We start from the raw sequence: 15,106 nt of genomic DNA, 5'->3' as shown, positions 1-15,106 counted from the left end.
CGAAAGACATTATTCATCAACAAACGTATAGGGGGAAGAAACATGGCAGGCACATTATTAGGCAGGATAAATGAACAGTACAACCAATTTTCCGAGACGGAAAAGAAGGTCTCTACTTATATTCTTAATCATGCAGAACTCATTCCAAACATGACGACAAATGAATTGGCGACTAAAGCCGGTGTAAGTGAAGCAAGCGTAATACGATTTGCGAAGAAAATTGGAATAGGCAGTTTCAAGACGTTCAAGATTTCTTTGGCACAGGAACTGGCAGTCAAGGAAGACTATATAACTGATTTTTCCATATTGCAAAAGAAGGACTCCCCCTATGAAATGTTCCAAAAGGTTGTCCATGTCAATAAAAATGCCATCGAGTCTACCATGGAATCGTTGGATAAAAAAGAGCTGGAAAAAGCAGTGGACACATTGAAAAATGCTAGAAAGATTGTTTTTTTTGGAATAGGTGGTTCATCTATCGCAGCTACGGATGCTCTTAACAAATTTGCTAAATTAGGATTTGAAGTGGAATTTAATACAGACTTTCATTACATGCTTTCCAGAATGCCTTTTGTTAATGAATTGGATGTTTTCGTAGCGATCAGCATGTCTGGAGAAACAAAAGATGTCCTAGAGTTAACTCGGATTGCTCAAAAGAAAGGGGCAAAGGTGATAGCCATTACAAATATGAACAAATCTCCACTTTATAAGGAGGCGGATATTCGCTTGGCAACACCTGTGGTGGAGAAGGATTTTCGTATCGGAAGCATTACCTCAAGAATGACACAATTGACGATTGTCGATACACTCTATATTTGTATCTTTAACTTGATTGGTGAAAAGGTGTTGGATGAATATCAAGAAGCAAGAGATTATGTCATCACATTAAGGAGGTAGTCATTCCTTATCTATTTTATGAAATTTTATTTCATAAAAAAATAATCATATATTGACATTAAATTTCATAAAGTAATATAATAGAAGTGTAAATAATAGGAAGGAGCTGATGTCATGCTCGATAAATTGACGACAGAATTACGAAATCCACGAACGATGAACTTGGATGAAATGTCTACTTTAGATATTTTACGAACAATGAATCAAGAAGATGAAAGCGTTTTAGAAGCGATAGATAAGCAACTGTCAAATATCGAAAAGGCCGTACAGTTTGTGATTGAATCATTCAATAATAATGGGAGACTCATATATATTGGTGCTGGAACGAGCGGCAGGTTAGGGATTCTCGATGCGGTGGAATGTGTTCCTACTTTTGGGACGGATCCGGAGATGGTTCAAGGATTGATTGCTGGTGGAAACCAGGCAATTTATGAAGCGGTTGAAGGGGCAGAGGACGATGCGGAATTAGGAGAAAATGATTTAAAGCGGATTCAGTTGACGGATAAAGATACCGTCATTGGAATTGCAGCAAGTGGTCGAACACCTTATGTTATCGGGGCACTAAAATATGCGAATTCTATTCAAGCAAAGACAGTGAGCATTTCTTGTAATCATAATGCGGAAATGAGTAAATACGGTGATCTGGCGATTGAACTGGAGACAGGACCTGAAGTACTGACTGGTTCTACTAGATTAAAAGCAGGAACTTCCCAAAAAATCGTATTGAATATGATTTCTACCGCGTCCATGGTTGGAATCGGTAAAGTGTATCAAAACTTTATGGTGGATTTGAAGCCCACAAATGAAAAATTAGAAGAACGTTCCAAACGGAATATTATGGAAGTGACGGGGGTTGATTATGAAACTGCCAATCGTTATTTTGAGAAATCGAAGCAGCAGGTGAAAGTTGCGATTGTCATGATTTTACTGGATTGCTCGTATGATGAGGCGGTTAGAAAGCTTGAAAGTTCTAAAGGATTCGTTCGCGATGCAATTGCCAAATAAATAAGGAGGGTTCACTATGAGAAAAGAAGAGAAAATGGCCCATGAAATATTGGGTGAGATTGGTGGTAAGGAAAATATTCAACGCGTTGCTCATTGTATGACACGACTCCGGTTATCAGTAAAAGATCCTGCAAAAGTGAAATTTGATGAGCTGAAGCAAGTAGATGGTGTGTTAGGTGTTGTAGATGACGAGACACTTCAGGTGGTTATTGGTCCAGGAACAGTTAATAAGGTGGCTGGAGAGATGAGTAAGCTCACGGGCCTTGCTATCGGGGAAGATGCAGGTCCAGGAGATGAAGATTTAACCTTTGAAGAAAAAGCTGCATTAGATAGGGAAAGAATGAAAGCTAAAAATAGAACCCCGTTCAAGAACTTTTTGCGCAAATTGGGGAATATATTTATACCTTTAATTCCGGGACTCGTTGCCTCGGGGATCATTAATGGAGCAGCCAACTTCGCAGTAAATGCGGGGGTGGATCGAGAACAGACATGGATGCAAATATTACTTTTATTTGGAAGCGTTATCTTTGCTTCGTTAGGTATTTTAGTCGGTTGGAATACTGCGAAAGAGTTTGGGGGCACTCCTGTATTAGGAGCCATTGCCGGAATGATATTATTTAGTCCTTTACTTGCGAACATTACACTTTTTGGAGAAGAATTAACTGCGGGCAAGGGTGGATTGTTTGGTGTCATCCTAGCAGCATGGTTGATGACCTTTGTTGAAAAGCATGTAAGGAAAGTGGTTCCAAGTGCAGTTGATATCATCTTTACTCCTTTATTCACACTACTTATTGTAGGATTTACATCTTTATTAGTTATTGTACCTGTTGCCGGAGTCCTTACCGAGGGCATTACAAAAGGGTTATTAGCGCTAATTGATACTGGTGGAATAATTGCAGGTGCAGTACTGGCTGGATTCTTCCTTCCGTTAGTAACGGTTGGTTTGCATCATGGCTTAACACCAATTCATTTAGAATTGATTAATGTTTACGGTGAAACTGCTCTGTTGACGATTTTAGCTATGGGTGGTGCTGGTCAAGTAGGTGCGGCACTAGCAATCTATGTAAAAACGAAAAATAATCGCTTAAGAAATATTATAAAAGGTAGTACACCGGTTGGGTTTTTAGGTATTGGAGAACCGTTAATGTACGGGGTCACTTTACCATTAGGAAGACCGTTTATTACAGCTTGTATGGGTGCTAGTGTCGGAGGAGCGTTCCAAGCAGTCATGAGTACGGCATCTTCTGGAGTAGGGGTTTCAGGTTTATCTTTAATCCCGCTAATTACAAATGGTCAATATTTAACATATTTCTTAGGACTTGTCATATCCTATACATTTGGTTTCATATTCACCTATACATTTGGCTTTAAAGAAAGTATGGCAGATGGTATTTAATAGATAGGAAGATTGGGAGGTTTACTAGAGAACCTCCTTTTCTCCATTTAAAAGCTTGGAGGAATAAAAGTGCTAGGAATTTCAATTTATCTTGGAAATGAACCAATTAAAGAACAAGTACCTTATATTAGGAAAATGAGGGAACATGGATTTCAGTGTATCTTCACATCACTCCATATCCCAGAAGATGACCAGACAATGTATGGAGAACAACTTCAAGCACTAGGGAAAGTTGCAGTAGAACTGGATATGGAGCTCATGGCTGATATTTCACCTCATTCATTGGATTCACTTGGTTTAGATTGGAAAACAGCAGATCAATTATTGGATTGGGGACTCTCTGGGTTAAGAATCGATTATGGAATAGATGAAGAGATAATTATTGATCTATCACATAAGATGCGGATTGCATTAAATGCAAGTACAATTACTTCAGATGAATTAATACGTTTAAAAGCAAAAGGTCTGCATATGAAAAATGTAGAAGCGTGGCATAATTATTACCCGCGTCCGGAGACAGGACTTGGGTCAAGTGATTTTATCCAAAAAAATAATGAATTGAAAGAGACAGGAATTACCGTAATGGCTTTTATCCCCGGTGATGATCAATTAAGAGGTCCGCTTTATGAAAAACTGCCGACATTAGAAAAGCATCGCACCTATTCTCCGTTTGCCGCTTATCTAGATTTGTTAGTGGCTGAAGTGGATAAAATTGTAGTTGGAGATATCGGGATGAGCGAGGAGAGTCTGGAGCAATTCCAAGCGTACAAGAATAAGCAATTCATTCTACGAGGAACTCCATCTGCAGAGGCAGATGAAAATTTAGTGAAAACTGCATCAGAATCTTTTACTAATCGTGCAGATCCTGCAAGGGATGTTATTCGGGCTGTTGAATCAAGAAGTTATGCGCAGTATGGAAATGTAATCGTTCAACCGAAACATACAGTGGAGAGACCTGCCGGAACAGTGACGATAGATAATGAGAGGTACAGGAGATATCAAGGGGAAATTCAAATTACATTAACCGATCTGCCAGCTGACGAAAGAGTAAATGTCCTTGGGAGGGTAGTACCTGAGGATTTCCCTATACTTCAATGGATTAAAGCGAATCAAAAGTTCAAACTGAAGTGGCTTTCTTAGCTTCATATTGTTATAGAATAAGTGACAGCATTATTGAAGGAGGATTTCCAGTGGAATTACAAGATATCATTACTGATAGAGACCGACTTTTTCTAAAAGATGACATACCTGAAGAATACAAAATGGATTATTCGTATAAAAATGTTGCTGAAGCTTTCGCTGTTGCACTTCCGAAAACAACAGAAGAAGTGATATCTTTAGTAACGTATGCAGATAAAGAAGCGAGACCTATCATTGCTCGAGGAGCAGGTACAGGAGTAGCCGGCTCCCAAGTTCCCATCCATGGGGGAGAACTGATTATTGATGTGAAACATATGAATCGCATCATCGGTTTGGACGAAGAGACGATGACATTGACGGTGGAACCTGGTGTATTATTAAAGGATATTCAAGCTTTTGTGGAAGAAAAGGGTTATTTTTATCCACCAGACCCAGGTTCGAAACACTCAAGCATCGGCGGTAATATCGCCACGAATGCTGGTGGAATGCGTGCAGTAAAATACGGCACAACGAGAGATTATGTGAGAGAAATGGAAGTGGTTCTGCCGGATGGAAAACATGTGACCCTTGGCAGCTTAAATATCAAGAACAGTTCCGGCTATGATTTGAAAAATCTCTTTATTGGTTCAGAGGGCACATTAGGGATAACGACGAAAATCAAATTGAAGGTATTGCCGCTCCCGAAACATAAACAATCTATCTTACTTGCTTTCTCTACACTGACGGATGCGACAAATGGCGTTTTAACCATTCTCAAAAATGGTATTGAACCGACAGCTTTGGAGCTATTTGAAAGGGATACAATCTCCTACAGTGAGAAGTTTACAAACCTTTCTTTACAGAGCCAAAAAGGCGAAGCTTATCTGCTGATGACAATCGATAGTAATGAAGAGGACACGATAAATCGAAAAGTAAATACCGTTGTACAACTTTTATCAGATGAAGCACTTGAAATCATCCCATTAAAAGGAGAAGAAGAGGATAGAGCTTGGATGCTTCGAGACAATATATTGGTCGCATTAATGCAGTTTACAGAGTATGAAATGCTGGATGAAGTTGTACCGATCAATAAATTTGCCGAGATGATTAATTACACCAAAGAGTTACAGGAAAAACATGGGATTAAAGTAATCAACTTTGGCCATGCAGGAGATGGAAATGTTCATACTGTTTTAATGAAAGAAGAATTGGACGACTCGACTTGGCAGACTAGACGAAAAGCTCTACTGGATGATTTGTATAGGAAAGTCGCCGAACTTGGTGGGCTTCCTTCAGCTGAACACGGGATTGGCATCATGAAGAAAGCTTACTTTAATACGATGAGTGACCCGGTTGAGTTGGAAGTGATGAGAAAAATAAAGAATGCGCTTGATCCAAAATGTATCTTTAATCCTGGTAAATTATTTTAATAAAGAAGTTTGTGAGCCGATCGGTGTTTATCTGATTGGCTTTTTATTATCGAGAAAAGGGAAGGTTCCTGTATGTTCCAGCCGGATTTGCTATAATAATAGTATGATAGGAAGTTTCCTATCATCTGATTCATGCACAGGACCATGTCATGACCGCCCAAGCTGAATTGCAGCTTATTAAGCGGATGGTTGAACAATATCGACATCAAGAAAAATTAGAAATCCGTATTGAAAAACTTGAAAATAAGTAGATTAACTGAGAGGTCATTTAAGGACAGATTCCTTAAATGACCTTTTTTAGTTGGCTGTTTTATATGTGCGAATAGTATTTGCGTTTAAGATTATTTGCTGGTAATGTTAAAATATAAAATATTTAAACTAATTAATCAATTAAGTAATGTGGAAGATAAAGAAGGGAGCGAGTAAGAATGAATGTAAAAGATGTGGTTGCAGTTGTCACCGGTGGGGCCTCCGGTTTGGGAGAAGCGACGATAAGGAAAGTTATTGAAAATGGCGGAAAGGGAGTTATCTTAGATTTACAAGAGGAACGGGCTGAAACAGTCGTAAAGGATCTAGGTAAAGACAATACTCTATTCTTTAAAACCGATGTGACTGATGAAGAAATTGTGCAACATGCATTAAACCAAGCTGTAAGTCATTTTGGTTACATAAACACAGTAGTCAATTGTGCAGGAATCGGACTTGCCGCTAAAACGCTAGGCAGGAAAGGAGTCCACAATTTGGAGGATTTCTCTAAAGTCATCGAGGTAAACTTAATCGGTACATTTAATGTCATTCGGCTTGCTGCAGAACAGATGAGTATTAATGAACCCACATTGGATGGTGAACGGGGTGTCATTATCAACACTGCATCCGTGGCTGCATTTGATGGACAGATGGGGCAGGCCGCATACAGTGCTTCGAAAGGCGGCATTGTAGGAATGACATTACCGATTGCACGAGATCTTGCTTCATTAGGCATACGTGTGATGACGATTGCACCGGGTTTATTTGAGACTCCTTTATTTACTTCCCTCCCCGAGAAAGCGATACAGTCGTTGGGACAAATGACACCGTTTCCAAAGCGGTTGGGTAAACCGAGTGAATATGGACAACTTGTAAAAAGCATCATCGAAAACCCAATGCTGAATGGGGAAGTTATACGGCTGGACGGGGCAATCAGGATGCAACCTAAGTAAAAAACAACCTATTTATTTGGACGTCTGGAATATGTCAGTTTACTAGGAGGGGAAAAAGATGCGTGAAGCGGTAATAGTTGATGGAGTCCGAACACCGACTGGAAAATTCCAAGGGACTTTAAGTGGAATCCGAGCTGAAGAATTAGCTGCAAAACCGTTGGCGGAGATAATCAATCGCACGGGGATTCCGGCGGAACTTATTGAAGATGTCATACTTGGATGTGTTACCCAAGTGTCAGAACAAGCCTTTGATATTGCAAGACAAGCAGCACTGATTGCTGGTTACCCGATCCACGTTCCAGGAACAACGATTGATAGGCAATGTGGTTCCAGTCAACAAGCTGTTCATTTTGCAGCGCAGGCAATTATAAGTGGAGATATGGATGTAGTAGTTGCTGGTGGCATTGAGAGTATGTCGCGGGTTCCTATGATGTCGAACATGAAAGGAACTAAATTAAGTGAAGCACTATCATCAAAATATAAAATAATCAATCAAGGATTATCAGCTGAGCTTGTCGCTGATAAATGGAATATAAGCCGGGAAGAGATGGATGAATTTTCATTAGAAAGTCATAAAAAAGCAATTATGGCAAGAAACGAAGGTAGATTTGAAAAGGAAATCATGCCTGTTGAAGTAACGTTGCCCGATGGCAGTAAAAAGATGATGAAACATGATGAGGGGCCAAGAGAGAATACAAGTTTAGAAAAGCTTGCTTCTTTAAAACCTGCTTTTAAAGAAAATGGCAATATTACTGCTGGAAATTCTTCGCAAATCAGCGATGGTGCGTCTGCTCTATTAATCATGTCACGAGATAAGGCGGAGGAGCTTGGTTTGAAACCGCGATTCCGGATTATTGCTCGGACGGTAGTCGGCTCTGATCCGACCCTGATGTTAACGGGGCCTATACCAGCAACAGAAAAGGTTATAAAAAAGGCGAATCTTTCTATTGATGATATTGATATTTTTGAAGTGAATGAAGCATTTGCGTCTGTTCCGCTTGCCTGGTTAAAAGAAACTGGTGCCGATCCAGCAAAATTGAATCCGAATGGTGGAGCAATTGCATTAGGACATCCTTTGGGAGCAAGTGGGGGACGTCTCATGCTTACGATGATGAATGAACTGGAACGTACTGGTGGCCGGTATGGATTACAGACGATGTGTGAAGGACATGGAATGGCAAATGCCACGATTATAGAGAGATTGGATTAAAACCAGAAGGAGGGAAACGTATGCCGCTTCAGTCAATCCGGGTGTTGGATCTTACCCGGTTGTTACCAGGGCCATATTGTACAATGATTCTAGCGGATTTTGGTGCGGAAGTCATCAAGATTGAGGAGCCTAACATAGGGGATTACGGTAGAAATTGGGAGCCTAAAGTATATAGTGATGGTGCATTCTTTCATTCTTTAAATCGGAATAAGAAGAGTGTTGCCCTCAACTTAAAAGAAAGTGATGGGAAAGAACAGTTTTTAAAGTTAGTGGAAAAAGCAGATGTTGTCATTGAATCTTTCCGTCCTGGAGTAATGGAGCGGCTAGGCCTTGATTATGAAACCTTGAAGAAAGTGAACCCTGGAATTGTCTACTGTGCAGTGACAGGTTATGGCCAGACAGGTCCGTATGCTTCCATGCCGGGGCACGATATCAATTATATCAGCTATGCAGGTTTGCTTCATTTCATGGGAGGAAGAGGTGGTAAACCGACAGTGCCTGCTGCCCAAATTGCCGATTTAGGTGGCGGAGCGTTTCCCGCAACAGTAGGTATTCTACTGGCGCTGTTGGAAAAGCAGAAATCTGGGAAGGGGCAATTTGTTGATATATCGATGATGGACGGTGTGATATCCTGGCTGCAAACGTTGCTTCCTAACTATTTTGCTTCCGGACAAATGGAGAACCGTGGAGAGCTGATGTTAAGTGGTGGGAAAGCTTGTTATGAAGTGTACGAAACAAAAGATGGGAAATTTATTTCTGTCGGAGCCCTGGAGGAAAAGTTTTGGAGGGAGTTTTGTAAAGTCATTGAAAAAGAGGAATTTATACCGTTATTGAATGCCCCGCGGACGGAACAGTATCGGCTGATGTATGAAATACAGCAGATCATCTCCACTAAAACACAGGATGAATGGATGCAGTTGTTTTGTCAAGTTGAGGCATGTGTCTCACCAGTATTAAGCTTGGAGGAACTGAGCGAAGATCCCCAAGTTCAAGCTAGGGAAATGATTATCGAGACGAAACATCCTCAAGGAGGTAAGTTAAAACATATTGGAATTCCTATAAAACTATCAAAAACTCCAGGAAGCATCCGTACCGTTGCTCCGAGATTAGGGGAACATTCTGATCAAACATTAGGTGATGTGTTCAACAGGTAAACCAGAGGTACGGAAACTTCATTCATACTTCGGCCTTCAAATCTGTCATGTTTAAATTAACGACAGTAGCGTGAATAAATAAAAATTATTAAAGAAATTCGCTTCTTGTTCCACATAGAGGAACAGGGAGCTTTTTTATTTCACCAATAGCATCTAGAATGAACGTAACGAACAGATAATAGATTTCATCAATTAGTGTAAATTACGGATGATTAATATGAATCCGTTTTCAAAAAATAAAGGAGGAATTAATCATGCAACTTACGAGACACAACTCAAAGGTGAAGACAATCGATTGCTCCCATTATATCAACGGAGAGTTTGTGCAGTCAAAAAGTGGTGAAACCTTTGAAAATATTAATCCGGCAACAAAAGCAGTGTTAGGAACGGTACAGATTGGAGGAAAAGAAGAGGTCGATCTAGCGGTCAAGGCTGCCCGAAAAGCGTTAAAAGGCGAATGGGGAAGCATGCCCCTGAAGAAACGATCACAAATTATCCGCAAAATCGGAGACCTTATATTAGAAAGACTAGATGAATTAGCACATTTAGAATCACTAGATACCGGGAAGCCAATTTGGCTAGCTAAAAAAGTGGATATTGACCGGGCGGCGAACAATTTCCATTTTTTTGCCGATTACATGACAACGACGACTAATGAATCTTATCAGCAAGATGATATCGCTATCCACTATTCCGTCCGTAAACCAGTTGGAGTAGTTGGCCTCATTAATCCTTGGAACCTGCCATTATTGCTTCTGACTTGGAAATTGGCACCAGCTCTTGCAGGCGGCAATACTGTTGTGATGAAACCATCAGAGGTAACACCGATGACAGCGACTGTACTTGTAGAAATATGTAAGGAAGCGGGAGTTCCAGATGGTGTCATCAACTTAGTCCATGGACTTGGTGAGACTGGTGCAGCAATCACATCCCATGAAGATGTAGATGCAATTGCATTCACTGGTGAAACTACTACAGGTACAGCTATCATGAAGGCTGCAGCACCAACTCTTAAAAAATTATCTTTCGAACTAGGCGGAAAAAACCCGAACATTATTTTTGCTGATGCCGATTTAGATGATGTAATTGAGACAACATTGAAATCAAGCTTTATCAACCAAGGTGAAGTTTGCCTCTGTGGCTCAAGAATCTACGTTCAACGTCAAATTTATGATGAGTTTTTAGATAGATTCGTAGATGCAGCGAAGAAATTGAAAGTTGGGGATCCGTTCGATCCTGAAACGAAAGTTGGAGCTATGGTAAGTGAAGAGCATTATAACAAAGTCGTCAGTTATATCAATATCGCAAAAGAAGAGGGTGGAAACTTCCTGCTTGGCGGTAAAACATTATTTGAAGATAAAGGGTTCTATATCGAGCCGACAATCATAACCGGCTTAGGGACAGATTCCCGCTGTGTACGTGAAGAGATTTTTGGACCAGTCGTTACAGTGCTTCCATTTGATACGGAAGAAGAAGTACTGGAACAAGTGAATGATACTCATTACGGTTTGAGCGCCAGTGTTTGGACAACAGATGTAAAGCGTGCTGCTAGATTCTCTGCTCAGATTGAAGCGGGAATGGTTTGGGTGAACACTTGGTTCTTACGTGATCTACGCACTCCATTCGGTGGGATGAAGCATAGTGGAATCGGCCGTGAAGGTGGTACACACAGCATTGATTTCTATACAGAATTAACGAACGTAACGTTGAAACTATAGGGGGATCTAAAATGAATACAATACAATCTTCCAAAATAGAAAGTCATGTGAAACATTTACGTAGTGCGTGGGAAAAAGGAGAAGGGGTCCAGCCGTTAACAACGCTGGATCCTGAGCTCACAATTGACGAAGCGTATTTTGTTCAGCTCCACACCATTGAAGAAAATGTACAAAACGGTGAAAAAATTACAGGAAAGAAAATTGGTCTGACTTCAAAGGCGATGCAAGATTTATTAGGTGTTGACGAACCGGATTATGGACATCTCACGGATGCGATGGAAGTTGAAAATGGCGGCACTATTTCTTTTAAACAAGTGCTTCAGCCAAAAGTCGAAGGGGAAATTGCATTTATTTTAAAGGAAGATTTAGCTGGACCGAACATTACGCCGTTAGACGTTTTGAAAGCGACCGATGTCATCGTCCCAGCATTGGAAATTGTGGATAGTCGTGTTAAAGATTGGAAGATCACGTTGGCGGACACAGTTGCGGATAATGCTTCATCTGGACTTTATCTACTTGGAGGTAATCCGAAAAAAATTACCGATGTGGATATAAAGCATGTCGGTATGGCGCTTTATAAAAATGAAGAACTGCAGAATACTGGAGTCGGAGCTGCTGCATTGGGTGACCCAGTGAAATGTGTAGCTTGGCTTGCCAATAAACTTGCAACGTATGATATCCGACTCAAAGCAGGGGAAGTCATTTTATCTGGTGCACTATCCGCAGCAGTGGATGCAGAGCCGGGCGATTACTTCCGTGCAAAATTCGCTGAACTTGGCGAAGTAACCGTTCATTTTACAGAATAAGGGGGGAAGTTCGCATGAGTAAAGTAAAGGTAGGCATTATCGGGTCTGGAAATATTGGTTCAGACCTTATGGTAAAACTAAGGAAATCTGAGACGTTGGAACTTACGACCATGATGGGAATCGATGCTACATCTAGGGGGATGCAACACGCGAAGGAAATCGGTCTAACTGTATTTGATAATGGGGTGGATGGATTATTGGACAATCCGGACCTTGTCGATATTATTTTTGATGCAACGAGCGCTAAGGCACATCTTCATAATGCAGAAATTGCTAAGAAATTAGGTAAGAAAATGCTCGATCTCACTCCAGCAGCGATCGGACCATCTGTCGTCCCACCAGTTAATATAGAGGAACATTTGGATGCAGGTAATATCAACATGATTACTTGTGGTGGCCAGGCAACCATCCCGATTATCCATGCAATTAACGAAGTTGCACCAGTGGAATATGGGGAGATTGTCGCGACGATTTCCAGTAAAAGTGCAGGACCGGGAACTCGAGCAAACATTGATGAGTTTACGGAAACGACGGCAAAAGGAATTGAAGAAGTCGGCGGTGCAAAAAGGGGCAAAGCGATTATCATTTTAAACCCAGCTGAACCACCAATCATGATGAGGGACACGGTATATGCAATTGTGGAGGAAGGATCAATGGCTGAGGAGAAAATTACTGCATCCGTTAGAAAAATGGTTGCTAAGGTGCAAGAGTATGTACCAGGTTATAAGTTACGTACCGAACCTATTTTTGATGGAAATCATGTTACCGTTTTTATCGAAGTGGAAGGTGCAGGGCATTATCTACCGAAGTATGCGGGTAATCTAGATATTATGACGTCTGCGGCGGTGAAGGTAGCTGAAGAACTTGCAACGAGTCTTCCAAAAGTAGCTGTAAATTGATGAGAGGAGGGGGACAATCATGACACAATTAAAGATAACGGAAGTGGCATTAAGAGATGGAAGCCACGCGATGAGTCATCAATATACCGTTGAACAAGTGAGAAACATTACAAAAGGTTTAAACGCCGCACGTGTCCCTTATATTGAGGTGGCCCATGGGGACGGGCTTGGCGGTTCCACCATCCAGTACGGATTATCAAAAACGGATGAGCTAAAATTGATCGAAGCAGCAGTGGAAGAAGCTGACTTTTCCAAAATAGCTGTCTTACTTCTTCCAGGTATTGGGACAATCCAAGACTTGAAGGAGGCTCATCGTATTGGTGCAAAAATGGTGCGAGTTGCTACCCATGTGACAGAAGCCGATGTAGCCAAACAACACTTGGAAACAGCAAAAAATTTAGGGATGGAAACGGTCGGATTCTTAATGATGAGCCATATGGCTCCAGTAGATAAGCTTGTGGAGCAGGCGAAGCTTATGGAAAGCTATGGTGCAGATACGGTTTATGCAGTTGATTCTGCAGGTGCGATGCTGCCGTATGAAGTGTCTGAAAAAATTAAAGCATTACGTGATGCATTGACGGTCAATATTGGTTATCATGCCCATAACAACTTAGGGTTGGCAATAGGTAATACTCTTGCTGCAATTGAACATGGTGCAACAAGAATTGACGGAAGTGTCCGTGCGTTGGGAGCGGGTGCCGGTAATGCACAGACAGAAGTACTTGTTGCTGTCCTCGAAAAAATGGAGGTTGAAACTGGGATTGACCTCTATAAGATGATGGATCTTGCGGAGGAGGTTGTAGCTCCAATTATGCAAACGACACAAGAGATTACAAAAGATAGCTTGACGCTCGGTTATGCTGGGGTTTATTCGAGCTTCAGATTACATGCTGAACGGGCTGCCAAGAAATTTAATATTGATTCCAGGGATATATTAATTGAGCTTGGAAAGCGGGAAATAGTTGGCGGCCAGGAAGATATGATCGTTGATGTAGCTGCTGAATTAGCACAGAAAAACCAAGTAACTGTTTAATTGGAATCAGGAGGAACAAAATGGATAAGAATCTTATAGTAGAGCTTGCCAATTACACACATAACGCAGAAAGAGAAAAAAGGGAAATCATAAAAATTACTCATGAGTTATATCCAGATTTATCAATTGAAGATGCATATCTCGTACAAGAAGAACTAGTAAGCCAGAAGTTAGAAGAAGGTAAAAAGATTGTTGGTCCTAAGATGGGGATTACAAGTGAGGCAAAAATGAAACAAATGAACGTAACGGATCCCATTTATGGTTATGTATTTGATGACATGGTAGTTGATGAAGGAGAAACGGTTTTAATAGATGACTATATTCATCCAAAGGTAGAACCGGAAATTGGGATCATTTTAAAACGGGACTTAGAAGGACCTGGGGTTACTGCTTTAGATGTGTTGCGGGCAACAGAATATGTATTTCCTGCAATTGAAATCATCGACAGCCGCTATGAGAACTTTAACTTTACACTGCCAGACGTCATTGCAGACAATACCTCTGCAGCAGGTGCTGTATTTGGAACCACTTTGAGGCGTCCAGAAGAATTGGAATTAGATGTTATCGGAGTTACGCTCTCTGTTAATGGCGAAATCAAGGCATTAGGGGCAGGAGCTGCTGTATTGGGGCATCCAGCCAATTCTGTAGCAAGACTTGCAAATATGTTGAGCAAAAAGGGAGAAAAGGTTAAGGCCGGAGAACCCATTTTAACGGGTGGTCTTACTGCAGCAGTAGAGCTTTCCCGAGGAGATTATGTAAGTGCCAAGTATGGTGGGTTAGGAGAAGTATCATTTTTTGTCAAATAAACTACTACCGTAATGTTAAAGGGGTGACGTGCTTTGCCAGTTATTCAGATTCAAATGATGGAAGGTAGAACACCAGAGAAAGTAGGTGCATTAATAAGAAATGTGACGGAAACCGTTAGTGATACGCTGGATGCACCTGAAGAAAATGTAAGAGTGCTCGTTACGGAGGTACCGAAGACTCATTGGGGAATTGGCGGAGTAAGTGCTAAAGAATTAGGAAGGTAGAGACTAAGTTTAAAAGAATAGGATAATGTAACATATTTCAAATAAGACTCCTTCCTTGTGGGGAAGGGGTCTTTTGTTTCGGTGGGATCAGCTATTTATAGAATATACGGGAGTGTAAAATAAACTGTGTAAGTGAGAGAGCGTACGGCTCTTGCTTCGCAGTTTATTTTTTTATTGTTAGAATAAACATATAAGATTGGGAGGTTATTCTA

General features: G+C 40.9%; 14 protein-coding genes and 1 pseudogene. All 15 read left to right on the top strand.

Annotated features, from left to right (window positions below; all coding sequences use genetic code 11):
* Positions 1 to 42: 42 nt before the first annotated feature.
* Positions 43 to 894 carry a MurR/RpiR family transcriptional regulator gene (locus tag ACFSBH_RS17870; RefSeq protein ID WP_251515129.1) on the top strand — a complete coding sequence of 284 codons (852 nt, stop codon included), beginning with the start codon at positions 43 to 45 and terminating at the stop codon, positions 892 to 894.
* A 114-nt stretch (positions 895 to 1,008) separates the two neighbouring features.
* Complete coding sequence (gene murQ / locus ACFSBH_RS17865) at positions 1,009 to 1,899, top strand: N-acetylmuramic acid 6-phosphate etherase (protein WP_251515132.1); 891 nt, start codon at positions 1,009 to 1,011, stop codon at positions 1,897 to 1,899.
* A 16-nt stretch (positions 1,900 to 1,915) separates the two neighbouring features.
* Positions 1,916 to 3,295: a PTS transporter subunit EIIC gene (locus ACFSBH_RS17860; RefSeq protein WP_251515135.1), complete on the top strand. Its 1,380-nt coding sequence runs from the start codon at positions 1,916 to 1,918 to the stop codon at positions 3,293 to 3,295.
* Between the two features lie 69 nt (positions 3,296 to 3,364).
* Positions 3,365 to 4,435 (top strand): DUF871 domain-containing protein, encoded by a 1,071-nt coding sequence (locus ACFSBH_RS17855; protein ID WP_251515138.1) that lies wholly within the window; start codon positions 3,365 to 3,367, stop codon positions 4,433 to 4,435.
* Between the two features lie 50 nt (positions 4,436 to 4,485).
* The gene (locus ACFSBH_RS17850) at positions 4,486 to 5,844 is read left to right on the top strand and encodes an FAD-binding oxidoreductase (RefSeq protein ID WP_251515140.1); all 1,359 of its coding nucleotides are present in this window, start codon (positions 4,486 to 4,488) and stop codon (positions 5,842 to 5,844) included.
* Between the two features lie 116 nt (positions 5,845 to 5,960).
* A pseudogene (locus tag ACFSBH_RS17845) lies at positions 5,961 to 6,095 on the top strand (PTS lactose/cellobiose transporter subunit IIA); the annotation flags it as partial.
* Between the two features lie 177 nt (positions 6,096 to 6,272).
* Complete coding sequence (locus ACFSBH_RS17840) at positions 6,273 to 7,043, top strand: 3-hydroxyacyl-CoA dehydrogenase (protein WP_251515142.1); 771 nt, start codon at positions 6,273 to 6,275, stop codon at positions 7,041 to 7,043.
* Between the two features lie 58 nt (positions 7,044 to 7,101).
* Positions 7,102 to 8,253: a thiolase family protein gene (locus ACFSBH_RS17835; protein ID WP_251515144.1), complete on the top strand. Its 1,152-nt coding sequence runs from the start codon at positions 7,102 to 7,104 to the stop codon at positions 8,251 to 8,253.
* Positions 8,254 to 8,273: 20 nt separating this feature from the next.
* Positions 8,274 to 9,407 carry a CaiB/BaiF CoA transferase family protein gene (locus tag ACFSBH_RS17830; protein WP_251515148.1) on the top strand — a complete coding sequence of 378 codons (1,134 nt, stop codon included), beginning with the start codon at positions 8,274 to 8,276 and terminating at the stop codon, positions 9,405 to 9,407.
* 254 nt (positions 9,408 to 9,661) lie between these two features.
* Entirely contained in the window at positions 9,662 to 11,125 is a 1,464-nt protein-coding gene (locus ACFSBH_RS17825; RefSeq protein ID WP_251515152.1) for an aldehyde dehydrogenase, read from the top strand.
* Between the two features lie 11 nt (positions 11,126 to 11,136).
* On the top strand, positions 11,137 to 11,931 hold the full coding sequence (locus ACFSBH_RS17820; RefSeq protein WP_251515155.1) for a 2-keto-4-pentenoate hydratase: 795 nt from the start codon (positions 11,137 to 11,139) through the stop codon (positions 11,929 to 11,931).
* 14 nt (positions 11,932 to 11,945) lie between these two features.
* Complete coding sequence (locus ACFSBH_RS17815) at positions 11,946 to 12,830, top strand: acetaldehyde dehydrogenase (acetylating) (RefSeq protein ID WP_379598919.1); 885 nt, start codon at positions 11,946 to 11,948, stop codon at positions 12,828 to 12,830.
* A gap of 19 nt (positions 12,831 to 12,849) precedes the next feature.
* Positions 12,850 to 13,863 (top strand): 4-hydroxy-2-oxovalerate aldolase, encoded by a 1,014-nt coding sequence (dmpG, locus tag ACFSBH_RS17810; protein ID WP_251515177.1) that lies wholly within the window; start codon positions 12,850 to 12,852, stop codon positions 13,861 to 13,863.
* 20 nt (positions 13,864 to 13,883) lie between these two features.
* Positions 13,884 to 14,669, top strand: coding sequence for a 2-keto-4-pentenoate hydratase (locus ACFSBH_RS17805; protein ID WP_251515181.1), 786 nt, complete (start codon positions 13,884 to 13,886; stop codon positions 14,667 to 14,669).
* A 33-nt stretch (positions 14,670 to 14,702) separates the two neighbouring features.
* A complete protein-coding gene (locus ACFSBH_RS17800; RefSeq protein WP_379598917.1) occupies positions 14,703 to 14,894 on the top strand; it encodes a 4-oxalocrotonate tautomerase in 192 nt (63 codons plus the stop codon).
* Positions 14,895 to 15,106 lie beyond the last annotated feature (212 nt).

The organism is Oceanobacillus luteolus (genome assembly GCF_042678205.1).
Classification (GTDB): domain Bacteria; phylum Bacillota; class Bacilli; order Bacillales; family Amphibacillaceae; genus Oceanobacillus; species Oceanobacillus luteolus.
The sequence above is the reverse complement of the archived record's forward strand: the minus strand, read 5'-3'. Positions and strand labels throughout refer to the sequence as shown.

Excerpts from the sequence above, each read along its gene's own strand:
- ACFSBH_RS17870 (WP_251515129.1), top strand. The coding sequence starts at position 43 with ATGGCAGGCACATTATTAGGCAGGATAAATGAACAGTACAACCAATTT.
- murQ (WP_251515132.1), top strand. The coding sequence starts at position 1,009 with ATGCTCGATAAATTGACGACAGAATTACGAAATCCACGAACGATGAAC.
- ACFSBH_RS17860 (WP_251515135.1), top strand. The coding sequence starts at position 1,916 with ATGAGAAAAGAAGAGAAAATGGCCCATGAAATATTGGGTGAGATTGGT.
- ACFSBH_RS17840 (WP_251515142.1), top strand. The coding sequence starts at position 6,273 with ATGAATGTAAAAGATGTGGTTGCAGTTGTCACCGGTGGGGCCTCCGGT.
- ACFSBH_RS17835 (WP_251515144.1), top strand. The coding sequence starts at position 7,102 with ATGCGTGAAGCGGTAATAGTTGATGGAGTCCGAACACCGACTGGAAAA.
- ACFSBH_RS17830 (WP_251515148.1), top strand. The coding sequence starts at position 8,274 with ATGCCGCTTCAGTCAATCCGGGTGTTGGATCTTACCCGGTTGTTACCA.
- ACFSBH_RS17825 (WP_251515152.1), top strand. The coding sequence starts at position 9,662 with ATGCAACTTACGAGACACAACTCAAAGGTGAAGACAATCGATTGCTCC.
- ACFSBH_RS17820 (WP_251515155.1), top strand. The coding sequence starts at position 11,137 with ATGAATACAATACAATCTTCCAAAATAGAAAGTCATGTGAAACATTTA.
- ACFSBH_RS17815 (WP_379598919.1), top strand. The coding sequence starts at position 11,946 with ATGAGTAAAGTAAAGGTAGGCATTATCGGGTCTGGAAATATTGGTTCA.
- dmpG (WP_251515177.1), top strand. The coding sequence starts at position 12,850 with ATGACACAATTAAAGATAACGGAAGTGGCATTAAGAGATGGAAGCCAC.
- ACFSBH_RS17805 (WP_251515181.1), top strand. The coding sequence starts at position 13,884 with ATGGATAAGAATCTTATAGTAGAGCTTGCCAATTACACACATAACGCA.